The following is a 26728-nucleotide window of genomic DNA, read 5'->3' on the forward strand; positions in this document are numbered from 1 at the left end:
CGGCGTCGTTGCCACGGATACTCGATCCATGGCTGAGGTTACGGATCTTGCACCGATAGGCGCCGTCACCCGGACACAGGTGGGCCGGGAGGCCACCGAGCCGATGCGCGAAGACATCCGGCTGCTGGGCACCATCTTGGGTCTTACGGTGCGTGAGCAGTGCGGCGACGAAGTCTTCGAGCTCGTGGAGCGGGCGCGAGTGGAGTCATTCCGCGTGCGCCGATCAGAGATCGATCGCGCCGAACTGGCGCAGCTGTTCGACGGCGTCGATATCCATCGAGCCATCCCCGTCATTCGGGCTTTCACCCATTTCGCGCTGCTGGCCAATGTGGCCGAGGATATCCATCGAGAGCGTCGGCGGGCCGTGCACGTCGCCGCGGGCGCACCACCGCAGGACAGTAGTCTCGCCGCCACGTATCTCAAACTCGATGCCGCACAACTTTCTTCCGATCGCGTTGCGCACGCCCTCACCGGCGCGCTGGTGTCGCCGGTCATTACCGCTCACCCGACGGAGACCCGCCGACGCACCGTGTTCGACACCCAACATCGCATCACCGAACTCATGCGGCTACGCATGCAGGGACTGTCGCAGACCGAATCCGGCCGGAATATCGAGCACGAACTTCAGCGACACATTCTCACACTGTGGCAGACGGCATTGATCCGGTTGTCCCGGTTGAAGATTCAAGACGAAATCGCCGTGGGGCTGCGCTACTACCAGGCCTCGTTCTTCGAGGTGATACCTGAGATCAATGCCGAGATCCGAACGGCGTTACGCCGCCGGTGGCCGGACGCCGAATTGCTCAGCGAACCGATTCTGCGACCCGGCTCGTGGATCGGTGGCGACCGGGACGGGAATCCGAACGTCACCGCCGAGGTAGTGCATCTTGCGACAAGTAGTGCCGCACAGACGGCGATCGCCTACTACTTCGAACAATTGGTGGCGCTGGAACAGGAGCTCTCCCTATCGGTCCGTCTGGTCACGGTTTCTGCCGATCTACTCGCATTGGCCGAGCAGGGCCGCGAAACCGACCGGGCAGACGAGCCCTACCGTCGTGCACTACGCGTCATCCACGCGCGCCTTACCGCGACGGCCGCGAACATCCTTGACCAGCTGCCGGAGCACGGCCTGGATCTAGACCTGATTCCGTACCGCACACCGGACGAGCTACTGCGAGATCTCGATATCGTGGACGCTTCGTTGCGCGCACACGGCAGCGTGGTGTTGGCGGATGATCGACTGCGCGCGCTACGAGAATCCATTCATGTCTTCGGTTTTCATCTCAGTGGGCTGGACATGCGGCAGAACTCAGATGTCCACGAAGAGGTAGTTTCCGAGTTACTTGCCTGGGCCGGTGTGCATTCGGACTACCGATCGCTCTCGGAGCAGCAGCGTATCGAGGTACTTGTCACCGAGCTACGTACCCGCCGCCCCTTGATCGGCGAGGGTGCCGAGCTCTCCGAGCTTGCCCGCAAGGAACTCGATATCGTCGCCGCTGCTGCGCGGGCGGTTCAGACATACGGCCCCAGGGCGGTTCCCAACTACATCATCTCGATGTGCCAATCGGTTTCAGACATGCTGGAAGCGGCGATTCTCCTGAAAGAAGCAGGATTGCTTGACGCTTCACGGCCACGACCATTCTGTCCGGTGGGCATCGTGCCGCTGTTCGAGACGATTGACGACCTGCAACGTGGTTCCGCCATTCTCGAAGCAGCCCTGGAACTTCCGCTCTACCGGGCCCTGGTGGCAGCTCGAGGCGAAAGCCAGGAAGTGATGCTCGGATACTCGGACTCCAACAAGGATGGCGGCTATCTGGCTGCCAACTGGGCGCTGTACCGCGCCGAACTGGACCTGGTGGAATCGGCCCGCAGGAATGGGATTCGCTTGCGGCTCTTCCATGGCCGCGGTGGCACCGTAGGACGCGGTGGCGGTCCGAGTTACGACGCTATTCTGGCCCAACCCCCCGGGGCGGTGTCCGGGTCGCTTCGTATCACCGAGCAGGGCGAGGTGATCGCCGCCAAGTACGCCGAACCGCGTGCGGCCCATCGCAACCTCGAGACGCTGTTGGCGGCAACGCTGGAGTCGACACTGCTCGACGTCGAGGGATTGGGAGAGGCGGCGGGCGCAGCCTACGAAATACTCGATGATCTTGCCGCACGCGCCCAACGCACCTACCGCGAACTGGTGCATGAAACACCAGGCTTTGTCGAGTATTTCAAGGCGTCGACACCGGTCAACGAGATCGGCGCGCTCAATATCGGCAGTCGGCCAACCTCCCGGAAGCCCACCACATCGATAGCCGACCTGCGCGCCATCCCATGGGTTTTGGCCTGGAGCCAGTCTCGGGTGATGCTGCCCGGCTGGTACGGCACGGGCGCCGCGATCGAGCAGTGGATCGCCGAAGGCGACGGACGACTTGAGGTGCTGCAACAGCTCTATCGCCGATGGCCGTTCTTTCAGACGGTTCTGTCAAACATGGCCCAGGTACTGGCCAAGTCAGACATGGGATTAGCTTCTCGCTATGCCGAACTCGTCGACGACGAAACCTTGCGGCACCGGGTGTTCGACAAGATCGTGGCCGAGCACGACAGAACCATTGCCATGCATCAATTGATCACCGGGCATGAGGATCTGCTTGCCGACAACCCGGCGCTGGCACGTTCGGTGTTCAACCGCTTTCCGTACCTGGAGCCCCTTAACCACCTACAGGTGGAACTGCTGCGCCGGTACCGGTCCGGTGATCAGGATGAGCTGGTGCAGCGCGGCATACTGCTCACGATGAGCGGTCTGGCCACCGCGCTACGGAACAGTGGCTGAGATATCAAGCACCGGAACGTGACTCCCACATGTTGCGCCATTGCGCTTCCTCTTCTTGTTTGTCACGATGCTGACCGGCGGAGGGCTCGGTAAGGGTGATCTCCGGATGCGGCAGTGTGAAGAAGTCGCCTTTACCCTGCGCCGCACGATGCTGCCCGGTATCGAGGTAGCAGTACCCCAGTCCCGAAAGTGATGCGGTCCGGTCGGACCTCTCAAGGTAGTGCAGCACGTTTTGGGCAGCCGCTTTTGCCCCGTTCTTGGCGAAGATGGCAGCCTTCGGCAGTGGCCTGCCGGAGGGGGATGTCACCGATACGGTGTCACCGATAGCCCAAATGCCCTCATAGGGCGTTTGCATGGTCTGCGCATCGACCCCGATCCATTCTGGCCCGTCGATGGTCACGGATGGCTCGTGCGGCGGTACGAACACCAACAGGTCGAAACTCACCGTGGTGCCGTCTGCGAACACGACAACCTTCTTGTCCGGATCGACGCGTTCTGTGGTGTGTTCACCGTGGAAGGTGATGTCGTTGTCCCTGAGTAGCTGCACCAGCTGCGGTCCCGCGTAGGGGCCCGCCGAGGGCATCGGATGCTTCTCCGGGGTGTACACGCTGATGTCGACATCCGATCGCATGTTCTTGTCGTTCAAGAAATCCGAGGCCAGCAGGGCACCCTCATAGGGTGCCACCGGACAACGGTAAGGCTGTGAAGTCACCAGGAAGACGATCTTGCTCCCCGAGAAACCTTCCATCGCGCGCCGGGCATCACCGGCCGCGTCGACGCCGTAGTAGTGCACCGCCTCACCTCGTGCCGCTGCTTCGCTCAGGCCCGGAATCTTGTCGAGGGCGTTGCGCGCACCGGTGGCGATGATGAGCGCGTCAAAGTCCAGAGCCGATGCGTCGGAGAGGGTTACGGTGCGGCCAATGGGATCGATGCCGATGACGGAGCCGGTGACCGTGGTGATCCCCGACAGCGCCGCGGAGCTGGGCCGTATTGGCACACTTGCGGTGTCGCGCCAGCCCCTCATGACCCACGGCAAGGTAAATCCCAGAAAGTGCGCGAAGTCTTCGTCCACGATCGTGATGTCGAGGTCACCCAGTGGTACCTGCGACTGACGGAATTCGTTGATCACGCTCAGACCGCCGATTCCGGCACCCAGGATGACAACCTTCTTCTTCATGTTCTGCGATCCCTCTTCCTGAACTGGCCCCTATGCGGGCACTTTGTTTTCACGGACATAAGACGTGGCGACCACATGACCGGACCTAATGCGCCGGGCGCGGACGTTGCAGCTGGGTGAACTCCGGCACACCTGCCAGCACGGTGACCGCGTCAAAAAGCGCACGCGCGTTGCCGTGCGCCGGCAACGCCGTCAACACGGGGCCGAAGAACGTGCGGTCGTTGACCTGCAACAGCGGGCTGCCCCCAACATCTCCCAGCGCCTGCTGCCCAGCCTCATGAGAGGAACGGACCAGTGCATCGAGGGAGCTGTCCGATAGCGATTCACGAGACACCTGGTGGGGTACGACCGCTGCCAGTACCCGATCTACCAGATCTGCGCCGACCGGCATCGACTCGTCGAAATACAGTTCACCAAAGCTGAAGTACGCGGTGCGTAGGCCTCGCTGGCCCAATTGACGATAAACGTCGGCCATCAGTCGACCCACCTGTCGCGAGTCATCCATGCGTGCCTGTTGTGCGGGCGGGAGCTCCCTGCCCTCATTCAAGACGGCCAGGTTCATCAGCTGCCAATCGATCGACAAGCCTGACTGGCCCGCGACTGTGTCCAGCCATCGAGCGGTATTCCAGGAGAACGGGCACACCGGGTCGAGCCACACCCTCACGTCGAACGTGTCGGCTTGTGCAGAACCACTGTCTGTGGACATCCGGCGTCTCCCATCACAGCTCGCGAGCTCGTTCTGATTCCGTTTATACCATACCCCCTACGGTATCTCAGCCGAGATGAGATGTCGTCCATATACCGTAGGGGGTATGGTATTTGTAGAGTCGACACGGGCGAGAGGGGCGCATGTCGGCGCCGAAAACATTTGATCTACAACAGAAAGGTGGCCGGAAGGTGCGCACAGCGATAGTTGCCGCGATGAAGCGCGCGTGGGTCGCGACGGTTGTCGCATGTGCAATCGGTATCGGCGCAATCGCCGTGAATCACCTGCGCGGAGCGTTCGGCTCCGAACCCATATTCTCGGCCACCGGCAGCAGCGCACGGCCGCTCGCGCCGTCCGCGATCAAGCACGTGCGATACGAGATCTACGGCCCCAGCGATACCGCAGGTGCGGTGAACTATCTCGACAAGAACGCTCAAGCACAGTCCGCCGATTTCGCCACTTTGCCCTGGACCTACACAATCGAAACCACCGTCCCTGCGGTTATTGCCAGTGTGGTGGCGCAAGGCAATAGCGCCGCGATTGGGTGCCGAATCATCGTGAACGGCCGAATCGAAGACGATCAATCTGCCGACGGGCACCACGCCCAGATCTCCTGTCTGGTGAAAGCCGCATGAACGCCCCTGCTCAAGAACGTCCTGCCTTCATGCGATTTGTCCGCAGATTCGCCATCCCCATTGTGCTGGCCTGGCTACTACTGACCGTGGCGGTGAACCTGCTTGTGCCACCCATCGAGTCGGTGGCAAGAGATCATGCGGTGACGATGTCGCCGCATGACGCGCCGGCGATGATGGCGGCTAAGCACATCGGCGAGAAGTACCAGGAATCTGACTCCGACAGTATCGCCATGATCGTGCTGGAGAGCGACAATCCGCTCGGCGAATCGGCACACCACTACTACGACAACCTGGTACGCGCACTGCGGGCAGACACCGGCCACGTTCAGCACGTTCAGGACGTGTGGGGCGACCCGCTGACGGCTTCCGGTGTTCAGAGCCGGGACGGTCACGCCGCTTATGTACAGCTCAATCTGGCTGGCGACCAGGGCAGCACCCTCGGCAACAAGTCTGTGACAGCGGTCCGCACCATCGTGGACAACTCCGCCCCACCGCAGGGCCTCAAGGTATACGTCACCGGCCCGGCTGCGCTGACCACCGACATGAATGAGGCCGCCGACAAAAGCATGCTGATCATGATGGGAGTGACCGGCGCGGTCATCATGATCATGCTCCTCATCACGTACCGCTCCGTCAGCACGATGCTGCTGGTTCTGGTCATGGTCGGCTTCGAGATGGGCACCGCCAGAGGTGTTGTCGCGATTCTCGGTAACTACGACCTCCTGGGATTCTCGACATTCGTGGTGGCCATGTTGTCCTCGTTGGCGATCGCCGCGGGAACCGACTACGCCATCTTTCTCATCGGCCGCTATCAGGAGGCGCGCCAGGCCGGACAGGATCAAGAAGCCGCGTACTACACCATGTTCCGGGGAACCTTCCACATCATCCTGGGATCTGGTCTGACCATCGCCGGCGCAACACTGTGTTTGCATCTCGCGCGACTGTCGTATTTCAAAGCCCTCGGCATCCCCTCTGCGCTGGGGCTGCTCGTGGTTGTCGCAGGCGCCCTCACCGCAGCGCCCGCCGTCATCGTCCTCGCAACCAGGTTCGGGCTGCTGGAACCCAAGCGGGCTGTGAAAGTTCGGCGGTGGCGGCGTATCGGCACCGCCACTGTGCGCTGGCCCGGCGCGGTGCTCGCCGCCTCACTGGGCATAGCGATCATCGGTATAGCGATCATGCCAACCATGAAGGTCAGCTACAACGACCGGTTCTACATACCGGCCGACCTGCCTTCGAACGTCGGTTACGCTGCCGCCGAACGCCATTTCACGGCCGCCACAATGAATCCCGACATTCTGATGGTCGAGAGCGATCACGACATGCGCAACTCCGGCGACATGATCATTCTCGACAAGATCGCCAAGGACGTGTTCCGCTCGCCGGGAATCGCAATGGTACAAAGCATCACCCGCCCCTTGGGCGGGCCGATCGAGCACACCTCCATTCCCTTCCAGATCAGCGCCCAGTCGATTCCCATCCAGCAGAATCTTCAATTCATGGGGGACCGCGCAGCCGACATGCTCACCATGAGTGAGGATCTCGGCTCCATGATCAGCTCCATGGAACGCATGCAATCCCTGCTGAGCCAGATGAGCGGCACGACTCACCGCATGAGCACGGACATGACAGATGCGACGGCGACGCTCAACGAAATTCGGGACCATCTGGCCGATTTCGACGACGTGATACGACCACTGCGCAACTATTTTTACTGGGATCAGCACTGTTTCGATATCCCGGCATGCTCTGCCGTACGTTCGGTGTTCGACGCCATCGACGGCGTCGACACGTTCAGCGACACGATGCGCACACTGACCGCAGACGTCGGCAATATCGACGCAATCATTCCCCAAATGGCGGCCCAATTCCCGCCGATCATCGCCGTGGCCAAGTCCATGCGCGGGAGCCTGCTGACCATGCACAGCAGCTTCTCGAACCTGGTGACACAGATGACACAGATGACCGACACCGCCAGCGCAATGGGACAGGCCTTCGACGCCTCCCGGAGCGGGGATTACTTCTATCTACCGCCAGAAGCATTCCAGAATGCCTACTTTCAGCGCGGACTGAAGCTGTTCCTGTCCCCCGACGGCAAAGCCGCACGCTTCATCATCACCCACGACAAGGACCCGGCCACCCCCGCCGGAATCTCCTCGGTCATCTCCGAGTTGGAGGCCGCCCATCAAGCCGTCAAGGGAACCGCCCTGACCGATGCCGAGTTCTACCTCACCGGCACCGCCGCGATCTACCGCGACATCCAATCCGGCTCTCACTATGACCTGTTGATCGTCGGAATCGCCGCTGTGACACTGATTTTCGCCGTGATGATGATCATCACGCGGGCGCTGATCGCCTCACTGGCCATCGTCGGCACCGTACTGCTGTCCCTCGGCGCCGCATTCGGACTCTCGGTGCTGGTGTGGCAACACATTTTTGGTCTCGAGCTCAACTGGATCGCTCCGGTCTTCGGACTGATCATCCTGCTGGCTGTCGGCTCCGACTACAACTTGCTGCTCGTATCCCGATTCCAGGAAGAGATCGGTGCGGGACTCAAGACCGGGATCATCCGTTCAATGGGAGAGACCGGCGGAGTCGTCACGTCCGCGGGGCTGGTATTCGCGTTCACCATGATGTCCATGGCTGCAAGCGATCTGAGCTCGATCGGCCAGGCCGGAAGCACCATCGGTCTGGGCCTACTATTCGACACACTCATCGTGCGCTCACTGATGACCCCGTCCATAGCCGGGTTGCTCGGCCCATGGTTCTGGTGGCCGCTGAGAATACGCACGAACCCTATACCCAGGAGGGTATACTGCTAGTAGCTAGGCGCCCCCGAAAGGTAGAAACATGATCGACGATCAAGACAGCATCACCGCGATCCTCAGCAGACTGCGCCGGGCACAGGGTCAGCTCAACGGCGTCATCAACATGATCGAGAACGGACGCGACTGCAAAGACGTCGTGACTCAGCTGGCTGCCGTATCACGCGCCCTCGACCGCGCCGGCTTCAAGATCGTCGCCACCGGGCTGCGGGAATGCATCACCGCCGATCGCAACGGAGACACCGCGCCCATGACCGAGGCCGAGCTCGAGAAACTGTTTCTCGCCCTGGCGTGAGCGCGGTGACCCGCGCCTGCCTTTCGCGGCTCAGAGATCGTCCGAGAAATCGGCGGTGAACCAGCGGTCCGGACGGATCGTGAACAGCACGTTGTCTCCACCGTCGTAGCTACGCACAAACTCGCGGCCGCCCTCCTCGCCGAGGTATCGGATGGCGATTTCCACCCGCGCCGCCTCCGGGGCCGGCTGAGCAGTTTCCACGACACTGCCTTCGACGATCACGTACTGATACGGCAGCTCTTCGTGCTGGACGGTCAGCGTCACTGCCCCGGCCTGCTCAATCAGCCGCGCCTTGCGATTTCCCGCACTCGTACTGATACGGATGTTTCCACCGGGGACGTAGTCGTACCAGATCGGTACGCTGGCCGGCGGACGTCCCTTATCTGCCGCAACCGACAGCACAGCGATGTGCTTGGCCGCGAGAAAATCCTGACGCTCTACTTCACTGAACTGACGTGGCATGTTGCGTCAAACCCCGCGATCTGTCGGGCTTATTCCCATACCTGGATTCATCTGGATTCGATCCCCCGAAGCACATTGGCGAGCAAGGCATCCACGAAGTCAGCCGTGAGCGGCTGATCCGGTACCAGCAGCCGGTGGTAGCAAGCGCCCCACAGTTGGTCCACGACGACTTCCGGATCCGCATTCGCATCGAGCTGGCCGCGCTCCTGCGCGCGACGTAACGCCGCCACCGCAAGTGCGCGCCGCGGACCCGAATACCGTTGCAGAAAGGCCGCTTTGAGGTCGGGATCGAGCTGGGCCTGACCAATAAGCTCTCCGATGATTCCGCCCCCGACCGTGTCGCGGATGACGCCGAGGAAAGCGCGTAGCTGAGCGCGGAGGTCGCGCTCGATCTCCCCGGTATCGGGAAACCCCAATTCCGGTCCAACCTTTCGGAAGTAGCCATCAAGCGCGAGGGCGCCCTTCGACGGCCACCACTTGTAGATCGTCATCTTGCTCGCACCAGAAAGAGCGGCGACCTTCTCGATGGTGAATCCGCTCATGCCGTCGGCGAAGAGCAACTCGCCCGCCGCCTGCAGCACTTCCTCGCGCACCTCGTCGGCCGGGCGCCGCCCTCGTCGCGGCTGCCTCACCGCGTCCCGTTCCGCCTGGGCCACCATCGCCTCCGTCCCCTTGCCAACTATGTGTACGTACCGTACATTATTGATATGTACGGTACGTACACATAATCGATCGGAGGTCACACATGAAGATCACGGGCAACACGGTGTTCATCCCCGGAGCCACCAGCGGGATCGGCCTGGAACTGGCCATAGCCTTGCAGGCCAAAGGAAACACTGTGATCGTCGGCGGCCGCCGCACCGAGCTGCTTGAGCGAATCTCCGCCGAGCACCCCGGCATCTCGGCAGTGCAGATCGACATTTCCGATCCAGCGAGCATCCACACCGCCGCCCAGCAGGTACTCACCGATCATCCCGACGTGAATGTCCTCATCGCGATGGCGGGGATCATGCGCGTCGAGGACTGGCACCACCCTGAGTCTTTCCTGCAGTCGGCCGAGGAGATCATCACCACGAATGTGCTCGGCCCGATTCGGTTGATCGCAAACTTCGTCGAGCACCTCCAGGCCCAACCGGAAGCCACCATCATCACGGTGTCGTCCGGATTGGCCTTCGCACCGCTGAAGGTCACGCCCAGCTACAACGCGTCCAAGGCTGCCATCCACATGCTCAGTGAGACGCTCCGGCTGCAGCTCGCGGATACCACCGTGACGATCAAGGAACTCCAGCCACCCGCGGTGCGCACAGACCTCATGCCGGGACAGCAAGAGAGCGACTTCGCAATGCCCCTGAAGGACTTCGTCGACGAGGTGATCACTCTGCTGGAGACGCAGCCCGATGCCAACGAGATCCAGGTAGAGCGGGTGAAGTTCCTGCGCTACGGCGAGGCACGCGGTGACTACGACCACGTCGTCGCGACGCTCAACGCCTCCGATCCCCACGCTCGCCAGTAACGGGTGTCGCACACCTCACCTGGATACCTCGCTTCGCTCTTGCCAAGATTGAGTGGATGACTGACGAGGCGAGCACCGGCGCACCCGGCACCAAGATCGCGCTGGCGCTAGGCGCGGGCGGGGCCCGGGGTTACGCGCATATCGGCGTGATCCAGGAACTGCGCGAGCGCGGCTTCGAGATCTCCGGGATCTCGGGGTCGTCGATGGGGGCGCTGGTCGGCGGGCTGGAAGCAGCCGGTGCGCTCGACGGATTCACCTCGTGGGCAACCTCGTTAACGCAGCGCGCGGTATTGCGGCTGTTGGATCCGACCTGGACCAGCCCCGGCTTCTTCCGTGCCGAGAAGATTCTGGACGTGGTGCGCGAACTACTCGGCGACGTCGCGATCGAAGACCTGCCGATCCCGTTCACCGCGGTCGCGACCGACTTGATCGCCGGTAAATCGGTCTGGCTACAGCGCGGCTCATTGGCTTCGGCCATTCGCGCGTCCATCGCGATTCCCGGAATGATCTCTCCGCATGTACTCGACGGCAGAGTGCTGGCCGACGGCGGTGTTCTCGATCTGATGGCGGTAGCGCCGTTAGCCGGGGTGCACGCCGAGCTGCGAGTGGCGGTAAGCCTCAGCGGGGGCGAAGAAGTACGCGCCCCGGCTCCGCCGCTGGACCCCGAGCCTCGTGAGCCGCGCGTGACGACGGAATGGTTGAACCGGCTGCTGCGCAGCACCTCGGCGCTCTTCGAAACCGATGGCACCGAGGCCGCGGGCCAACCGGATCCCGCCGCGAAACTGACGAGCTTCGAGGTGATGAACCGCACCATCGAGGTCATGCAGTCCTCCCTTGCCCGCATGCAGCTCGCGGCACACCCGCCTGATGTTCTCATCGAGGTGCCGCGCAGTGTCAGTCGCAGTCTGGACTTTCATCGCGCTTCCGAGGTCATCGAGGTCGGGCGCCGTTGCGCCGCTGAGGCTCTCGATACATACGCGAACACGAACTAGTCGTCGCTGTCCCGTCCACCAGTCGAATGACTGATGGCCGACCATCGCGTCCCCCGCTAGCATCCAATGAAGAGTGTCAACCGTCCCTGACCGTCCAGCACGCCTCATCCCCTTGGAGGGCATCATGGCCCGCACAGTCTCGCAACTCATCGTCGATACCGTGAAAGCCGCTGGTGTTCAACGTATTTATGGCCTTCCCGGCGACTCGTTGAATGGCTTCACCGAAGCTCTGCGCCGCGACGGCACCGTGGAGTGGGTTCACGTGCGCCATGAGGAGGCGGCCGCATTCGCCGCAGGAGCCGAGGCCGCACTGACCGGCACCCTTGCGGTATGTGCCGCCAGCTGTGGTCCAGGCAATCTGCATCTCATCAACGGGCTCTTTGACGCGCACCGCAGCCGCGTTCCCGTCCTGGCAATCGCATCGCACATTCCCAGCGCCGAAATCGGCAGCGGCTACTTCCAGGAAACGCATCCACAGAATCTGTTCGCCGAATGCAGTGTGTACAGCGAGCTGGTGAGCAGCGTTGAACAGCTGCCCTACGTCTTGGACACCGCCATCCGCGCCGCGCTTGATCAGCGGGGTGTGGCCGTCCTGACGATTCCCGGAGACATTCTCAGCGCCAAAACCGATGTGACGCCGCCCTCGGCGCCTATCGTCGCGGGCATCGGGACCCGTCTGCCGGACCCCGAGTCCCTGGAGCGAGCGGTGCGCGTACTGAACGGGTCCAATGCGGTCACGATCCTTGCCGGGGCCGGCTGTGAAGGCGCCCATGCCGAGCTGCTGGCGGTTGCCCGCACACTGCAGGCCCCGATCGTGCACACGTTGCGTGGCAAGGAATTCGTCGAGTACGACAATCCGTTCGATGTCGGCATGACGGGCCTGTTGGGATTCCGTTCCGGATACGACGCACTCGAGGACACCGACGTGCTGCTGATGCTCGGGACGGATTTCCCATATCGACAGTTCTATCCACCGAAGGCCACTGTGATCCAGGTCGATATCCGCGGTGAACACATCGGCCGTCGTGTCCGGGTGGATGTTCCGCTCATCGGTTCGGTGAAAGACACCTTGCAACAGCTTAATTCGACACTTCTTCCGCATTCCGACAGCAAGCATCTGGAGCGCGCGAAGGAGAACTACACGCGTACGCGTGCCCAACTCGACCGGCTGGCGGTGGACGATCGCAATCAGACGCCCGTGCGGCCGGAACTGGTAGCGCGCAGGATCGACGAGCTGGCCGACGAAGACGCGGTGTTCATCGCCGATGTCGGCACACCCGTCATTTGGGCCGCGCGTTACCTGTCCATGAATGGCCGCCGGCGCCTACTCGGTTCGTTTAACCACGGCAGCATGGCGAATGCAGTACCTCAGGGAATCGGCGCCCAAGCGTCACAACGGGGTCGCCAAGTCGTCACGCTCTCCGGCGACGGCGGGCTCGCGATGATGTTGGGAGACCTCATCACACTGACCCAGTCGCAGCTGCCCATCAAGATGGTGGTGTTCAACAATGGTGCGCTGAGCTTCGTAGAGCTGGAAATGAAGGCCGCCGGAATCGTGAACTACGGCACAGCGCTGGACAACCCCGTATTTGCCGACCTCGCAAGGGCACTCGGGATTCACGGTGTCCGTGTGGACCGCCCGGACCAGCTCGACGCGGCGTTGTCGGATGCCTTCAGCCACGACGGACCGGCCCTCGTGGAAGTGCTCACCGCCCGACAAGAGCTCTCGATTCCACCGACCATCACCGCCGCGCAGGTGGCAGGCTTCTCCCTGTGGGCAACGAGAACCCTGCTGTCCGGCCGTGGCGACGAGCTCATCGACCTGGCCAAAACGAACCTGGGCGCTCGTCTGCGCCGTCGGTAGGTCTCACACCCCGCTGCCAGGCGGTCATGGCGCTACCATCGCAAACGCCATGACCGCTGTTCCTTCCCCTCCCTCGTTCGTCGGGCGCGACGACCTGCGCGAGGTAGTCAGGCGCGTCGCGACCACGACAGACAACCCGCCCAACGTGTTACTCCTGCTCGGAGAGGCCGGGATTGGTAAGTCTGCGCTACTGCTGGACGCCACTGCAGCCGCCGCGAACGCCGGAGTCCGGGTGCTCTTCGCCGCCGGGAGCCAGCCCGATCTGCTGCACGCCTACACGTCCCTGGCCGAACTCATCTGCCCTTTGAGCGAGCACGTCAACGCGCTGCCCAGGCTGCTGCGTGACACCCTTAGCGACATCCTCGGGATCAAGAGCACGCCCTCACCACCCAGTCCCGTCATCATCCGGCATGCGCTCCTTGCTCTACTGGAATCCGTAGCTCGTGAACGACCGCTCCTTCTCGCGCTCGACGACGTCGACCTACTCGACCGCGATTCACGTGAGGTACTGACCTCCGTGTCCCGCAGGCTCATCCACACTCCGGTATCGGTGATCATGACGGGCCGCCACCGAGATGGGCTGCCCGGCCTCGACTCGGTCATCACCGTGATCGACGTACCGGCTCTGAGCGACCGCGAAGCGAGTGATCTCCTCGAGACACAAGTGCCGCCCCCCGACCGTGGTGTACGCGGTGAGATCATTCGGTGGGCGGACGGAAATCCGCTGGCGCTGATTGAAGGCGCGCGCTTCTACGGTCTTTCCGGTGCCACGGTGTTCCGCGGAAACAACATGGCCGGATACCGCGGGGCGCATTCCATCTTCTCCATAGAGTTGTCGGCACTCGACGTAAGAACTCGAAAGCTGTTGTTGTACAGCGCATCTGGTTCGGGATACGAAACCGTGGACATCATCACCGACGTGGCCGGCTACGGTACCGACGTATCAGTCTGGAACGATGCCGAAAAGGCGGGGCTGCTGAGTATCACCCCGGATAGGTTGATCAAGTTCTGCCATCCACTGCTTCGGACTCTCGCCTATACCGATTCGACCCTGACCGAACAACGCGATGCCCATCTCGCCTTCGGGCACTCTCTGCTGCTCGACAATGCCTGCCGTGCATGGCATCTGGCCGAGGCAGCCACCGGGCCAGACGAGGCCATCGCATCCGCACTGGAACAGTCTGCGCAGCTGGCGCAGGAGCGCGGAGGCTATCTGGAGGTCGCACGTGCGCTGCAGCGTGCCGGAGAGCTGAGTCCACATGGTGACGACGGTGCGCGCCGGTACGCCCACGCAGCGGCGGCCGCGAACTTCGGCGGTGACACCTCCTGGGCAATCCTACTCTGCGACAAGGCTTCTCAGTTAACCAGTCAACCCAGTATCCTCGGTTACGCCTCCCTCACCCGAGCTTCCATCCGGCTGCAATCAGCGCAGGCAGCCGAGGCCTTCGAGCTGGTTCGCCGCTGCATGGAGGGACCCACGCCGCCGGAGGGTCGGCTGGCCCTCACCCTGGCTCATCTGGGCGCCTCGGCCTCGTACTACTCCGGGGATATCGCACATCGCGAGTCCCTCCAGAAATGGCTTCCCCGCCTCCCCTTCGACGACACCGAGCAGGAGGAGACGCAGACCGAATTCTTCACGTTCCCGGAGGGCGCCGCCGCCCTGCAGCGCACCTACATCGGCATGTACGCAGACACCGCCTCTGCAGGGCACGTCAGGCCGACATCCTTCGACCGGTGCTGGCTGACACCGCAGGCGCCAATCCTGGAACCCTTTCGGCATCTCGTCGTGGGCCTCATGGCCGCCTCCACCGACGACTCCGACCTTGCCGTTCGCCACCTCTCGGCGGCGGTGGAATCGCTCAAAGGCAGTAGCGGCATGCGGGGCTTCACTTATGCACTGGCACCCCTTGCCTGGGCCCTTCTGGACACGGGCCGCTGGAATCAACTCGGTGAACTCCTTGCCGCCACCACGGACCTGTACGAGCTCCACGATCTCGCACTGCTGCACAGCGAAACCGCCGTGTGCCGTGCGCAGCTGCTCGCGTATCGTGGTGACGTCACCGCCGCCACAGCGGCGTTGCGCAGTATCGACACCTCCTCGTTGGACACGACGTCAGGAGCGACACTCACGGCGCTCACGCGCGCGCGGGGATGGACGGCGATCCTCCACAACGACTTCGACGGCGCGTATCAATACTTCCGCGCGCAGTTTTATTCCGACGGGACGCCCACGCACTTCGTCGTATCGCACCGCGGGGTAGCCGAACTGGCCTGGGCGGCTGCGCGCAGCGGCCGCACCGAGGAGGTACGGCCGTTGATCGAAGCCATCGGACGGCAACTGGACCCCGCGTCACCCACACGAATCCGACTGCTGCATCACCAGGCAATGGCGCTGGTGTCCTCAACCGCGAACGCGGAGGACTACTTTCGGCTCGCGGTAGACGATTCCAGCGGAGATCAGTGGCCACTTGAAGGCGCTCGCGCCCGGCTGCACTACGGAGAGTGGTTGCGCCGAGCCCGTCGTTCCGCGGAGGCGCGTCCCCTCCTATCGACGGCCCTGGCGATCTTCGAGCGCCAGGGTGCCGAGGCGCTGGCGGCACTCGCCCGTGCCGAATTGCGTGCCGCGGGCGTCGTCTCGAAATCTGCCCGCACCACCGCAGGCTTCGAATCGCTGACCGCGCAAGAGCAGCAGATTGTCAGGCTTGTGGCGTCCGGCATGACCAACCGCCAGATCGGCGATCAGCTCAACCTCTCACCTCGCACCATCGCATCTCACCTGTATCACGTCTACCCCAAGCTGGGGATCAGCCGACGGCACGAGCTGCGTGACCTGATCACGTAGCTGGGCCCGCACCGCACCAGTCATATGACTGATGCGCCCATGTCCACGGTGACGCATAGTGCACCCATGACTACCCTGCCCACGGCGGCACTGCAGGTGGCAGAGTTGTCCGCGCTCCCCGAGGGAGCGCCCTACCCCACCCGAGTGAGCGGCGTGGACATCGTTCTGATTCGCCAGGACGAGAATGTTTCGGCGCTGTACGGGCGCTGCGCACACCGCGGTGCCCTGATGGCAGACGGCTACCTCGAAGGCGACCTCTTGGTCTGCGGGGTCCACGGCTGGCGTTACGAGGTGGACAGCGGTATCTCACCGGTCAATCCCTCGGTGGCACTGACGAAATTTCCCGCCTGGGTCTCCAACGGCACTGTTTACGTTGATGAATCGGCTGTCTCGGCATTCGCGAAGGTACATCCGGCGTCGTACGAGGACGACGGCTATCAGGGCGCGTGGATCAAACCCTCTGATAGCGCGGAGGAACCCTTCGTCACCCAGATCCACGAGCTCGCCGCCCACGGGCTCGACAGGGTCGGGCATCACGGGACGATGGCGGCGATGGGGGTTCCGCGCGACAAGCTGCCCTCGTGGGATTCGATTCAGCTGGTGACCGGCCAGCTGGCTCGTCTGCCCCTGCTGGACGACGAACCCGTCGACACCCGCACGGTGATCGGTCCGGGCGCACGGCGCCCGCTGTCCCTCGACATCCCCCTGTTTGTCAGTGATATGAGCTTCGGGGCACTCTCGCAAGAGGCCAAGATCGCGCTGGCCGCAGGCGCCGATCTCGCCGGAACGGGCATCTGTTCGGGTGAAGGAGGCATGCTCCCCGAAGAACAGCAACACAATTCGCGATACTTCTACGAGCTGGCCTCCGCCAGATTCGGATGGAGCTTCGAGCACGTCAAGAAGGTGCAGGCTTTTCATTTCAAGGGCGGCCAGGGCGCCAAGACCGGTACCGGCGGGCATCTGCCCGGCAACAAGGTCGTCGGGAAGATCGCCGAGGTCCGTGGTCTCGCACCGGGCACCCCCGCGATCTCACCGTCTCGCTTTCCTGATTGGACATCCCTGGACCAGTTCCGTGACTGCGCGAGCGAGGTGCGCGAGTTGTCTGGGGGAATCCCAGTCGGCTACAAGATGAGCGCACAGCACATCGAGCGTGATATCGACGCGGCGCTCACCATCGGCGTCGACTACATCATTCTCGACGGTCGCGGGGGTGGCACCGGCGCTGCACCAATTCTCTTTCGCGACAACATCTCCGTACCGACCATTCCGGCTCTGGCCCGCGCGCGTCGACATCTCGATCGCTCCGGTGCCCAGGAGGTGACTTTGGCGGTGACCGGCGGCATCCGCACCCCGGCCGATATGGTCAAGGCGCTGGCGCTGGGCGCCGACGCCATCGGTTTGTCCAACGCCGCACTGCAAGCCATCGGCTGTGTCGGCATGCGCGCCTGCAACACCAACACCTGCCCTGTCGGCATTGCCACCCAGAATCCAGCGCTGCGTGATCGTCTGCCCATCGACCTTGCGGCCGCCCGATTGCACCGATTCCTGCAGTCCACCGTCGAGCTGATGACGATACTGGCCAGGGCATGCGGGCATCGCCGCCTCGCCGACCTGGAGCTCGACGATCTCGTCACATTCGACCGCGACTTCGCATACCTCAGCGCAGTCCCCTACGCAGGAGCGATACCACTGTGACCGAACAGGAACTGGTCTGGCACAAGGCGGCTGATCAGGATGCGCTGGATGAGGGTGAGGTGACGGTCTGCCCGGTGGGCCTCAAGTCCGTGGCCTTGACCAAACTGCACGGCCGTTTCGGTGCCATCGACAACCGGTGCCCCCACCAGGGCGGTCCGCTGGGCCAAGGCACCTTGGAGAACGACAAGATTCGTTGTCCCTGGCATGGATTTGACTTCGACCCGTTCACCGGCGCGGCAGCCGGCGGACCCGACTTCGACGTGCTGACCTATCCCGTGGACGTGCGCGAGGACGGCGTATACGTGGGCACTCCGCCGCCGGCTCCTCATGTCCGCACGGTCAGCGACGTGCTGATTGAGACCATGACCAACTGGGGTGTCGACACCGTCTTCGGCATGGTCGGGCACTCGAATCTCGGTGTCGCCGAGGCGATGCATCGCGCCGAAGGCGACGGCAAATTGCGGTACTTCGGCATCAGGCACGAGGGCGCGGCGGCCTTCGCCGCCTCGGCATACGGGAAGCTGACCGGACGCCCCGCCGCGTGTTTCGGTATCGCCGGCCCAGGTTCGACGAATCTGTTGACGGGGCTGTACGACGCGAAGGCCGATCGCGCACCGGTGCTGGCCATCTCAGGCAACGTGGATTCATCGGTGGCCGGTAAGGGCGCCTTCCAGGACATCGATCTGCTGGCGGCCTTCGCCGACGTGTCCGTGTATTCGGCGATGGTGCGGGCGGGCTCCGACCACGCCGAACTGATGACGATGGCGCTCAAGCACGCCATCCTGGATCGCGGTGTCGGCCATCTCGTGCTCCCCGACGAGGTTCAGGTGCTCCCCGCGCCCGACGAACCGGCCACCGGGCCGCAGGGCCGCATGCCGGATCTGCGGGTGGGCCCACCGACGGCGGCACTCGACACGGCGCTGCGCCTCATCGAATCGGCCACGCGCCCAGTGATCGTGGTGGGCGCCGGTGCGAAATTCGACATGGCAGCCATCACCGCGCTGGCCGAGCGGCTGAACGCCCCGATCCTCACCACCTTCAAGGCCAAGGGCCAGATCTCCGACCGTCATCCGCTCGCCGGCGGGGTACTGGGCCGCTCGGGGACGCCGGTTGCGTCTTGGATGATGAACAAGACCGATCTGCTCTTGGTATTCGGCGCATCGTTCTCGAATCACACGGGTATCTCGCCCTACAAGCCGACCATTCAGGTCGACACCGACCCACTGGCGCTCGGCCGCTTTAGACCGGTCACGGCACCCGTGCTCGGTGACGTTGGTGTGACGGCCGCGGCGCTGTCCGATGCGCTTCGGACAAACCCGGCGCTAGTCGACCAACGTCCCGAGCTCGCGGAGCGCTGGTCGGTATGGCGCACCGAAAAGGCGCGCCGGGCCGCCGCCCCCGCACATGGACGGGTGTCTGCTGCTGCCGTCTTCCATGAGCTCAACGGTTTGGTGCCCGAAAATGCAGTGCTGACAGTCGATGTGGGCAATCATGCGTACTCGTTCGGCCGCTATTTCGAGCCCACCGCACAGGCGGTGCTCATGTCGGGGTATCTCGGCTCCATCGGCTTCGGTTTTCCCGCCGCCATGGGCGCCTGGGCAGCGGCCCCGGACCGGCCCATCGTCGCGGTGACCGGTGACGGCGGTTTCGGCCAGTACCTCGCCGACTTCACCACTGCCGTGAAGTACGACATGAACATCACCCATATCCTGCTCAACAACGGCGAGCTGGCCAAGATCAGCGAGGAACAACGCAGCTCCGAATACGCCGTGTGGCAAACCTCGCTGCACAATCCGTCTTTCGCCGAGTTCGCCCGCGACTGCGGAGCGTACGGCAGGCGCGTTGGCGATGCCGCCGAGCTGAATTCGGCGATCGCCGAGGCCCTCAGCCATCCTGGCCCTGCCCTGGTTGAGATCCTGACGGACCCACGGTCGCACTAGAGGATCCCCCTCTGGGTTATCCACAATCGGCGGTTTGTCCACAGCCAGGGTCTGGTGCACGATGCGACTCAGCAGATTCCCCTAGGATCGAAAGTGTGTTCGATTCATGGGGAGACGCCGATCTGATCGATGCGATCACGTCGGCACAGCGGGCCGAGGCGCGGGCATGTGCCCGACGGTTGCACGCTATCGGCGTGCTCGTCGACCGGCACGCTGACCTCGACAAGGCCGATGTGCGTGACCATCACCCCCTAGATCGCTGGGACAGGGTTGCCGCCGAAATTGCAGCGGCTCAGGGCATCACCCAGGCGTTGGCCTCCAGCCAGATGCGGTACGCCCAGGTTCTGCGGCACCGCCTCACAGCAGTCGCTGAACGCTTCACCGCCGGTGATCTTGATTTCAGGACTGTCGCACTGATCGTCAACCGGACCGAACTCGTCGACAACGACGCCACGGTGACCCAGGTGGATACCGCGATTGTGCGGGCCCTGCCCCGCTGGGCGCGCTGGTCACACAAACGCATCAGTGCGGCACTCGATGCGTTGGTGCTTCACTTCGATCAGGACGCCGTGCGGCGCAACAGATCTGCCAAGGAAGCCAGGCATATCGAAATCCGCCCCGCCGGCACCGGGGAACCCGTCGCCGAGATCTGGGGCACCCTGCAGGCCCCCCACGCCGTCGCGCTGGACAAACGCCTAGATCTGCTGGCCAACACCGTGTGCCCAGCAGATCCACGCACCAAAGCCCAGCGCCGTGCGGACGCGGTCGGCGCGCTGACGCGGGGTCTTGATCAGATGCGTTGCACCTGTGGACGTCCTGACTGTGCAGGACGCGATATCGCCGATGTCGCAGTCGTCGTCAACGTAGTCGTCAACCAATCCACCCTCGACGGTCAAGACGATGTACCCGCCCATATCCCAGGCTTCGGGGTGCTCGCCGCCGATCAAGCGCGCACCGTGGCCTCCGGCGCCCGCACTCGGACGCTTGCCGACTCCCACAGCACTGGGTATCGCCCATCCGATGGGCTTATGTCCTTCGTGCGATCCCGCGACCAGCTGTGCCGATTCCCAGGCTGCGAGACCGCCGCCGACCGGACGGACACCGACCACACCGTGCCGTGGGCCACTGGCGGTCCCACCACCGGCACCAATCTGAAAGCGTTGTGCCGCAAACATCATCTCCTCAAGACCTTTGGCGGCTGGACCGAGGTCCAGGAGCCCGACGGCACCGTGCACTGGAAGGCTCCGACGGGGCACACCTATGTCACCACTCCTGCCAGCCGCTTCCTCTTCCCCGCCCTTACCCGCTTGCGCACCCGAAAACAGGAACGCGACCGTCGGCGCCAGTCGGAACGAAACCTCAACCGCCACAATCGACTACAACGCGAGGCTGCACTGGCCGCACTCATCGCCCAGGATCCGCCACCCTTCTAGGCGCCCTACCTATTCCGGCCAGCTATTGGCCCGGATCAGCTCGACCAGATCCGCCCGCACGAAGGACGGATCGAAATGCGCGAGCACATCGGCATTCATGTTGCCGAACGTACTGTTCGGCCGATGCCGATTGCCCTCGAAGAAGGCGCTCAGGATCCTGTTCTTGAAGTCGGGCCGCGGATGCGCGGCGGTCACCGCATCTAAATCCTCGGCAGACAACGCATCCCGCGCTATGCCGACCACATCGGTTTCAACCCCAGCGGTAACCAGAGCCACCTCCGGGCTCAAGAACTCGGTAATCCCGGGCGTGGTGTGCAGCGCGATCGCCAGCCACACGTTCTGTGCCTCCTGCGCACCTACCCCGCGTTCGGTCAGGAAGTCGCGGGCCGCGTTTGCGCCGTCTACCTCGAAGCGCAGCTGCGAGTCCCGGAACCTCTCGGTAAGACCGATGTCATGGAACATCGCGCCGGCGTACAGCATCTCCAGATCGGGTTTCACACCGCGACGTTGACCCTGTAACGCACCGAGCAGATACACCCGGCGGGAGTGGTGAAACAGCAGATCGTCCTCGGTGTCGCGGATGAACTCGGTGATCTCGCGGACCAGCGGGGTATCCGGGATCTCGACTCCGGCAATCTCGGTCATGGCATCTCCTCATATCTGGCGGAACGTGTCCGGCTGAACTGGGTCACCTACGAGTCTCTGGCGCAGACACTCGCGGGTGGGAGGTGCGCAACCGCCGTCGATCCCACAGATCCGGACATGTGCGCGGTCGCGCATCTGCGATCCTGAGGTCATGTCCGATGAGCGGCTCATCACCATCGTCGTGTTCGACGGCATGAAGCTGCTGGACCTGGCCGGTCCCGCCGAGGTGTTCGCCGAGGCCAACCGATTCGGCGCGAACTACCGGTTGGTGGTGGCCTCGGTCGACGGGCAAGACGTGGCGACATCCATCGGGTCAGCGTTCTCGGTGACCGCGACAATCGACTCCATCGAGTCCACGGACACCGTGTTGGTGGCCGGCGGGGATGTGCTGATCGGGCGCCCGTTGGATCCCGCACTCGTGGACGCCCTGGCCCGAGTACCCGCGCGTTGCCGGCGCATCGCATCCATCTGTACGGGCGCCTTCCTGCTCGCACAGGCCGGTGTGCTCGACCATCGTCGCGCCACCACGCATTGGCGTCATACCAGGTTGCTGCAGCGGGCGTTTCCGAACATCACCGTCGAGCCCGATGCGATCTTCGTCAGGGATGCAGATGTTTTCACCTCGGCCGGGGTGTCTGCGGGTATCGACCTGGCGCTGGCGCTCGTCGAGGACGACTACGGATCAGACATCGTGCGCGAGGTGGCGCGGTCACTGGTCGTCTATCTCAAACGCGCGGGCGGACAGTCCCAGTTCTCGGTCTTCGTGGAGTCGGCGCCACCCGCGGGCTCGGCGCTGCGCCCGGCGACCGACGCGATCGCCGCCGACCCCGCCGGCGATCACAGCGTCAGCAAGCTGGCCGCGCGGGCGGCGCTGAGCACCCGCCAACTCACCCGGCTCTTCCACACCGAATTGAGCACTACGCCAGCACGATACGTGGAGCTCGCCCGAATCGATGCGGCCCGCGGCGCGTTGGACGCGGGCAGCACCGTCGCCGAAGCCGCTCGAATCGCAGGATTCGGCAGCCCCGAGACCTTACGGCGAGTGTTCGTCAGCGAGTTGGGAGTCTCACCGAAGGCCTACCGCGACCGGTTCCGAACCACCGCACGCTAGTGCCCGCGCGCCACCCAATCGTCATAATGCACGATCTCGTCGCCGATGGTGGTCGTGTCGCCATGACCGGTGTAGACCACGGTATCGGCGGGAAGCGGGCCGAGACGTCCAGAAATGGATCGCAGAATCGTAGGGAAATCGGAGAACGACCGCCCGGTGGCGCCCGGCCCGCCCTGGAACAGGGTGTCGCCCGAGAACACGGCCCGCAACTCCGGTGCGTACCAACATACCGAGCCCGGCGAATGACCCGGCGTGTGCAGGGCGTGCAGTTCCAGTGCGCCGACGGCCAGCACCATGTCGTCCTCTACTGCACGGAAATCCTTGTCCGGATGAGTCATTCGCCACAGCACGTCGTCAGCCGGATGTAACAGCACCGGTGCGTCCAGCGTTTGACTCAACTCAGGAGCGACGGTGATGTGGTCGTTGTGGCCGTGAGTACACACCACCGCGACGACATTGCGCCCGGCGACGGCCTCAACGATCGGCTCCGCCGAATGGGCGGCATCGAAGACCACCACATCGTCGCCCTCACCAACGATCCAGATATTGTTGTCGACTTCCCAACTGCCGCCATCGAGTTCGAAGGTTCCGCGGGTCACGACCCGCTCAATGCCACTCATCCGTCGACCTTTCGCATGGTTTCAGTATTGCGGATCGCCCCAGCACCGGTCGATCGCACGCCATGGATCGGCGAAACGCCCGCCCATCCCGCGGTACGGCGACTGGGATTTGAGCGCGGCCCACACTATCGGCGCTACCAATCGCAATGGTCCACGCCGCCACCCCACCGCGGCACTGGTCTGAGCATGCATCACGGGTAGCGAATGTCGCTGGAAGCCAAGGACTTGTTGAGAACGTTCGGTATCCATCCAATCAGTGACGAACCAGCTCCGATCATCGTCGGGATCGCCCCGCCGTCCCGCCGGAACGCCGCCGACAAGCCCCATTGCGGCCGCCGTTTCGGATGCGATGGCCGACTGCGTGGTGCGATGGGAGCTGTCGCCGCCGATCAGGAAGACCTCACGTACCTGGCTCGTCGATACCGCGGCGCAAAAGGCCTGTGCAACATCGCGCACATCGACGGTCTGGATCCGGCCGTCCGACGGAAGCACCGCTTCAAACCGCAGCAAGTTGGGATCAATGCTCCACCGAGGTGCCGACGTCAAGACCCCGCCGAGCCGTAGCACAACCCATTCAAGCGCCGACGAAGTCACCAGCTTCTCGGCGGCAACCTTGTTGGCGCCGTAGAGATCCCTCGGGTTGACCGGCGTCTGAGCGGTGAGCAGCCCCTTGTCACGATGCGGGTTTCGGGTGCCGTACACCGCGACGCTGGAGGCCAGGATGAAGCGCGGCGCCGATGCGAGGCCAGCGGTGGCGGCAACGAGATGCCCCGTCGCCTCGACGTTGACTGCCTGCGCCAAGGCCCGATTCGCGTAGCAGAACGGCGGAATCAGCGCCGCGAGGTGAACAATCGCTGCGGGCGCCACGGATTCGATCAACGTGGTGGCCTCGGCGACGGATGTCAGGTCAGCCCAGTGCACCTGCACTCCGGGTGGCAGACGTTCCGCACTCCGCAGGTTCGCCGGTGTGCCCAGATCCGTGGCGGCCACCGCGTACCCCTGTGCCGCGAGGGCATCCACAACAGCGCATCCCACCAGGCCGAACGCCCCGGTCACCAGAACACGATCACCGGCCACGCCCACCTCCAAATAGACAAGTGTCCAGCCACTAAATTGCTTGTGGCCGAGGTCATATATGCGACCTATCGCACCCACTATTACCGAAAATCAGACACCTGTCCAGAAAGGCCATGCGGCCGCCCGGCTCTCCGGCGGATCGCTAGTGTTGGACCATGACAACGGCGTTCGTGTTGTCCGGTGGCGCCAGCCTCGGGTCGATACAAGTCGGCATGTTGCAGGCGCTGACAGAGGCGGGCGTCACTCCCGACCTCATCGTCGGCACGTCCGTGGGTGCCCTGAACGGCGGCTGGCTAGCCGCTCGCTCCGATATGGACGGCGTGAACGCACTCGCCGATCTGTGGCGTTCGCTCTCACGCGGTGACGTCTTTCCCACCAACCTGTACACGGGGTTCCTGGGGTTTGTCGGTCGCCGTCGCAGCCTGGTTTCGGATTCGGGCCTGCGCCGATTATTGCGAGAAAACCTGGAGTTTCACCGGCTCGAAGACGCGCCCATTCCCTTGCACGTTGTCGCGACGGACGTGCTCACCGGCAAAGACATTCTGCTGTCGCGCGGTAATCCGATCGACGCGATCGCCGCCAGTGCCGCTATCCCCGCCGTGCTGCCGCCGGTGACTATCGACGGGCGGGACTACATCGACGGCGGCGTCGTGAACAACACCCCTCTCTCCCACGCTGTTTCGCTCGGCGCCGACGAGATCTGGGTGCTGCCCACCGGATACTCATGCGCTCTTCACGAAGCCCCGAAAGGTGCGCTGGCCATGGCGTTGCACGCCACCACACTGGCCATCAACCAACGCCTGGCCGTGGATGTGGCCCGATTCGAGGGAACCGTCGACCTGCGGGTGGTGCCGCCGCTGTGTCCCGTCCGTATCTCACCGATCGACTTCTCGCATTCCGGTGAGCTCATCGACCGTGCACGCGCGCAGACCCTCCGATGGCTACTTATGCCGAGATTCAAGATCAATCAGGCAGATCTGCTGGAACATCAGCACGACTGAGCACACCGAGCTGTAATACTGACGGCGTGGTGCTCGACGACACCCCAGAGAAGGGCTCGCCCGCTTCCCGCAGCGGGCGTGAGCGGATCCAGAAACTGGCCCGCGCGGCACTCAACGCAGACGTCACCGTCGAGCAGCTCGACACCGTACTCACCGACATGTCGGCCGTTCTCATCGACATGAACGACACACTTGGCGTCATCGGCGAACTCACACCCCGCATGATGCTCGTCGTCGAGCGCATGGAGAACGTCATGACGCGCATCGAGCGGATCGTCGGGCTCGCGGAATCTGTGCTCACACCAGTCACCGTCACCGAGTCCGCCGTGCGTAGCGTCCTCGTGTCGTTCCAGAACGAGATCAAGCGACGGCTGAGTCCGCCACGCGCTGACTAGAGTGACGCCATGGAGCTTTACGACGTCATGCGCACCACGTTCGCGGCACGTGAGTTCACCGGAGAACCCCTGCCCGACAAGGTATTAGACCGTATTCTGGAAAACGCCCGGTTCGCACCCAGCGGAGGAAACCGGCAGGCCGGTCACGTCATCGTGGTCCGGGACCAGCAGACCCGTGAAGGCCTCATCGCCGCGGCGCAGCCAGGAGCGCGCCGCTACTTCGCGCAGATCACGGCAGGCGAATCGCCCTGGAATCCGGTAACCCCCACACAGGTTGATCCGGAAACCATCGATGCGACCACAGTTCCCGCGTCGGTATCCGAAACGCTGCGCACCGCGTCAGTCGTCCTTGTCGTATGTGTAGACCTGCGGCTTGTCGCCGCGACGGATCAGGAGCTCAGTCGCGTCGGAGTCATCAGCGGAGCATCGGTCTACCCGCTGGTGTGGAACATCCTGCTGGCCGCGCGAGCAGAAGGCTTCGGCGGAACGCTCACCACCATGGCAGTCGCGCAGGAGCCGAAAGTACGTGAGCTGCTGGGTATTCCCGATACGTACGCGGTGGCTGCGGTGTTACCCATCGGCAAACCGATCAAGCAGCTGACCAGGCTGCGACGCAACGCCATCGAAGAATTCGTCACCCGCGAACGGTTCGACGGCGATCCCTATCGCCCCGAGCACGGCTGAT

General features: G+C 63.5%; 22 protein-coding genes. 15 read left to right on the forward strand and 7 right to left on the reverse strand.

What is annotated here, in order from left to right; all coding sequences use genetic code 11:
- Window positions 1-28 precede the first annotated feature (28 nt).
- Window positions 29-2818 carry a phosphoenolpyruvate carboxylase gene (gene ppc / locus BB28_RS23625; protein WP_046255302.1) on the forward strand — a complete coding sequence of 930 codons (2790 nt, stop codon included), beginning with the start codon at window positions 29-31 and terminating at the stop codon, window positions 2816-2818.
- Between the two features lie 4 nt (window positions 2819-2822).
- Here ppc and BB28_RS23630 read toward each other — a convergent pair whose 3' ends face one another.
- Window positions 2823-3995: an NAD(P)/FAD-dependent oxidoreductase gene (locus BB28_RS23630; RefSeq protein ID WP_046255303.1), complete on the reverse strand. Its 1173-nt coding sequence runs from the start codon at window positions 3993-3995 to the stop codon at window positions 2823-2825.
- Window positions 3996-4080: 85 nt separating this feature from the next.
- Entirely contained in the window at window positions 4081-4701 is a 621-nt protein-coding gene (locus tag BB28_RS23635) for a mycothiol-dependent nitroreductase Rv2466c family protein (protein WP_046255304.1), read from the reverse strand.
- A 215-nt stretch (window positions 4702-4916) separates the two neighbouring features.
- Here BB28_RS23635 and BB28_RS23640 point away from each other — a divergent pair, with 215 nt between their 5' ends.
- The 3 genes from BB28_RS23640 to BB28_RS23650 are packed head-to-tail and all read left to right on the forward strand — an operon-like array spanning window position 4917 to window position 8453.
- Entirely contained in the window at window positions 4917-5336 is a 420-nt protein-coding gene (locus BB28_RS23640) for an MmpS family transport accessory protein (RefSeq protein WP_046256131.1), read from the forward strand.
- Entirely contained in the window at window positions 5333-8155 is a 2823-nt protein-coding gene (locus tag BB28_RS23645; RefSeq protein WP_046255305.1) for an MMPL/RND family transporter, read from the forward strand. Before BB28_RS23640 ends, BB28_RS23645 begins: the two co-directional genes overlap by 4 nt.
- Before the next feature lie 28 nt (window positions 8156-8183).
- Window positions 8184-8453 carry a metal-sensitive transcriptional regulator gene (locus tag BB28_RS23650; RefSeq protein ID WP_030097577.1) on the forward strand — a complete coding sequence of 90 codons (270 nt, stop codon included), beginning with the start codon at window positions 8184-8186 and terminating at the stop codon, window positions 8451-8453.
- A 30-nt stretch (window positions 8454-8483) separates the two neighbouring features.
- Here the strand turns inward: BB28_RS23650 and BB28_RS23655 are convergent, their stop codons facing one another.
- Both BB28_RS23655 and BB28_RS23660 read right to left on the reverse strand, forming a co-directional pair.
- Window positions 8484-8915 (reverse strand): pyridoxamine 5'-phosphate oxidase family protein, encoded by a 432-nt coding sequence (locus tag BB28_RS23655; RefSeq protein WP_046255306.1) that lies wholly within the window; start codon window positions 8913-8915, stop codon window positions 8484-8486.
- A 47-nt stretch (window positions 8916-8962) separates the two neighbouring features.
- A complete protein-coding gene (locus BB28_RS23660; protein WP_225422061.1) occupies window positions 8963-9508 on the reverse strand; it encodes a TetR/AcrR family transcriptional regulator in 546 nt (181 codons plus the stop codon).
- Between the two features lie 152 nt (window positions 9509-9660).
- Here BB28_RS23660 and BB28_RS23665 point away from each other — a divergent pair, with 152 nt between their 5' ends.
- The 7 genes from BB28_RS23665 to BB28_RS23695 all read left to right on the forward strand — a co-directional run bounded on the left by BB28_RS23665 (window position 9661) and on the right by BB28_RS23695 (window position 21194).
- The gene (locus BB28_RS23665; protein WP_046255308.1) at window positions 9661-10428 is read left to right on the forward strand and encodes an SDR family oxidoreductase; all 768 of its coding nucleotides are present in this window, start codon (window positions 9661-9663) and stop codon (window positions 10426-10428) included.
- Window positions 10429-10484: 56 nt separating this feature from the next.
- Complete coding sequence (locus BB28_RS23670) at window positions 10485-11420, forward strand: patatin-like phospholipase family protein (protein WP_030097581.1); 936 nt, start codon at window positions 10485-10487, stop codon at window positions 11418-11420.
- A 124-nt stretch (window positions 11421-11544) separates the two neighbouring features.
- Window positions 11545-13284, forward strand: coding sequence for a ubiquinone-dependent pyruvate dehydrogenase (poxB, locus tag BB28_RS23675; protein WP_046255309.1), 1740 nt, complete (start codon window positions 11545-11547; stop codon window positions 13282-13284).
- A gap of 49 nt (window positions 13285-13333) precedes the next feature.
- A complete protein-coding gene (locus BB28_RS23680; protein WP_046255310.1) occupies window positions 13334-16126 on the forward strand; it encodes a helix-turn-helix transcriptional regulator in 2793 nt (930 codons plus the stop codon).
- A 66-nt stretch (window positions 16127-16192) separates the two neighbouring features.
- The gene (locus BB28_RS23685) at window positions 16193-17821 is read left to right on the forward strand and encodes a glutamate synthase-related protein (RefSeq protein ID WP_046255311.1); all 1629 of its coding nucleotides are present in this window, start codon (window positions 16193-16195) and stop codon (window positions 17819-17821) included.
- Window positions 17818-19761: a thiamine pyrophosphate-dependent enzyme gene (locus BB28_RS23690; protein WP_052740351.1), complete on the forward strand. Its 1944-nt coding sequence runs from the start codon at window positions 17818-17820 to the stop codon at window positions 19759-19761. The genes BB28_RS23685 and BB28_RS23690 overlap by 4 nt, the downstream gene beginning before the upstream one ends.
- 95 nt (window positions 19762-19856) lie before the next feature.
- Complete coding sequence (locus BB28_RS23695; RefSeq protein ID WP_046255312.1) at window positions 19857-21194, forward strand: HNH endonuclease signature motif containing protein; 1338 nt, start codon at window positions 19857-19859, stop codon at window positions 21192-21194.
- Window positions 21195-21203: 9 nt separating this feature from the next.
- On the opposite strand, the gene BB28_RS23700 is transcribed toward BB28_RS23695, so the two are convergent.
- Window positions 21204-21839, reverse strand: a complete 636-nt coding sequence (locus tag BB28_RS23700) for an HD domain-containing protein (protein ID WP_046255313.1) — start codon at window positions 21837-21839, stop codon at window positions 21204-21206.
- A 151-nt stretch (window positions 21840-21990) separates the two neighbouring features.
- Here BB28_RS23700 and BB28_RS23705 point away from each other — a divergent pair, with 151 nt between their 5' ends.
- The gene (locus BB28_RS23705) at window positions 21991-22950 is read left to right on the forward strand and encodes a GlxA family transcriptional regulator (protein WP_046255314.1); all 960 of its coding nucleotides are present in this window, start codon (window positions 21991-21993) and stop codon (window positions 22948-22950) included.
- Here the strand turns inward: BB28_RS23705 and BB28_RS23710 are convergent.
- Window positions 22947-23570 carry an MBL fold metallo-hydrolase gene (locus BB28_RS23710; protein WP_046255315.1) on the reverse strand — a complete coding sequence of 208 codons (624 nt, stop codon included), beginning with the start codon at window positions 23568-23570 and terminating at the stop codon, window positions 22947-22949. The two genes, BB28_RS23705 and BB28_RS23710, sit on opposite strands and share 4 nt — an antisense overlap.
- A 21-nt stretch (window positions 23571-23591) precedes the next feature.
- Window positions 23592-24647: an NAD-dependent epimerase/dehydratase family protein gene (locus BB28_RS23715; protein ID WP_052740413.1), complete on the reverse strand. Its 1056-nt coding sequence runs from the start codon at window positions 24645-24647 to the stop codon at window positions 23592-23594.
- Between the two features lie 155 nt (window positions 24648-24802).
- On the opposite strand from BB28_RS23715, the gene BB28_RS23720 reads away from it, so the two are divergent.
- The 3 genes from BB28_RS23720 to BB28_RS23730 are packed head-to-tail and all read left to right on the forward strand — an operon-like array spanning window position 24803 to window position 26727.
- Complete coding sequence (locus BB28_RS23720) at window positions 24803-25648, forward strand: patatin-like phospholipase family protein (protein ID WP_046255316.1); 846 nt, start codon at window positions 24803-24805, stop codon at window positions 25646-25648.
- Window positions 25649-25674: 26 nt separating this feature from the next.
- On the forward strand, window positions 25675-26043 hold the full coding sequence (locus BB28_RS23725) for an ATPase (protein ID WP_225421963.1): 369 nt from the start codon (window positions 25675-25677) through the stop codon (window positions 26041-26043).
- Between the two features lie 9 nt (window positions 26044-26052).
- A complete protein-coding gene (locus tag BB28_RS23730) occupies window positions 26053-26727 on the forward strand; it encodes a nitroreductase family protein (RefSeq protein WP_046255317.1) in 675 nt (224 codons plus the stop codon).
- Window position 26728: the final 1 nt, after the last annotated feature.

This window comes from Mycobacteroides chelonae CCUG 47445 (assembly GCF_001632805.1).
Taxonomy (GTDB): Bacteria; Actinomycetota; Actinomycetes; order Mycobacteriales; family Mycobacteriaceae; genus Mycobacterium; species Mycobacterium chelonae.

What these genes read in the sequence shown, in the direction of transcription:
- BB28_RS23655 (WP_046255306.1), bottom strand. Translation starts at nt 8,915, where the DNA reads ATGCCACGTCAGTTCAGTGAAGTAGAGCGTCAGGATTTTCTCGCGGCC.
- BB28_RS23720 (WP_046255316.1), top strand. Translation starts at nt 24,803, where the DNA reads ATGACAACGGCGTTCGTGTTGTCCGGTGGCGCCAGCCTCGGGTCGATA.
- BB28_RS23635 (WP_046255304.1), bottom strand. Translation starts at nt 4,701, where the DNA reads ATGTCCACAGACAGTGGTTCTGCACAAGCCGACACGTTCGACGTGAGG.
- BB28_RS23645 (WP_046255305.1), top strand. Translation starts at nt 5,333, where the DNA reads ATGAACGCCCCTGCTCAAGAACGTCCTGCCTTCATGCGATTTGTCCGC.
- poxB (WP_046255309.1), top strand. Translation starts at nt 11,545, where the DNA reads ATGGCCCGCACAGTCTCGCAACTCATCGTCGATACCGTGAAAGCCGCT.
- BB28_RS23705 (WP_046255314.1), top strand. Translation starts at nt 21,991, where the DNA reads ATGTCCGATGAGCGGCTCATCACCATCGTCGTGTTCGACGGCATGAAG.
- BB28_RS23640 (WP_046256131.1), top strand. Translation starts at nt 4,917, where the DNA reads ATGAAGCGCGCGTGGGTCGCGACGGTTGTCGCATGTGCAATCGGTATC.
- BB28_RS23710 (WP_046255315.1), bottom strand. Translation starts at nt 23,570, where the DNA reads ATGAGTGGCATTGAGCGGGTCGTGACCCGCGGAACCTTCGAACTCGAT.
- BB28_RS23680 (WP_046255310.1), top strand. Translation starts at nt 13,334, where the DNA reads ATGACCGCTGTTCCTTCCCCTCCCTCGTTCGTCGGGCGCGACGACCTG.
- BB28_RS23700 (WP_046255313.1), bottom strand. Translation starts at nt 21,839, where the DNA reads ATGACCGAGATTGCCGGAGTCGAGATCCCGGATACCCCGCTGGTCCGC.
- BB28_RS23670 (WP_030097581.1), top strand. Translation starts at nt 10,485, where the DNA reads ATGACTGACGAGGCGAGCACCGGCGCACCCGGCACCAAGATCGCGCTG.
- BB28_RS23665 (WP_046255308.1), top strand. Translation starts at nt 9,661, where the DNA reads ATGAAGATCACGGGCAACACGGTGTTCATCCCCGGAGCCACCAGCGGG.
- BB28_RS23730 (WP_046255317.1), top strand. Translation starts at nt 26,053, where the DNA reads ATGGAGCTTTACGACGTCATGCGCACCACGTTCGCGGCACGTGAGTTC.
- BB28_RS23630 (WP_046255303.1), bottom strand. Translation starts at nt 3,995, where the DNA reads ATGAAGAAGAAGGTTGTCATCCTGGGTGCCGGAATCGGCGGTCTGAGC.
- BB28_RS23685 (WP_046255311.1), top strand. Translation starts at nt 16,193, where the DNA reads ATGACTACCCTGCCCACGGCGGCACTGCAGGTGGCAGAGTTGTCCGCG.
- BB28_RS23650 (WP_030097577.1), top strand. Translation starts at nt 8,184, where the DNA reads ATGATCGACGATCAAGACAGCATCACCGCGATCCTCAGCAGACTGCGC.
- ppc (WP_046255302.1), top strand. Translation starts at nt 29, where the DNA reads ATGGCTGAGGTTACGGATCTTGCACCGATAGGCGCCGTCACCCGGACA.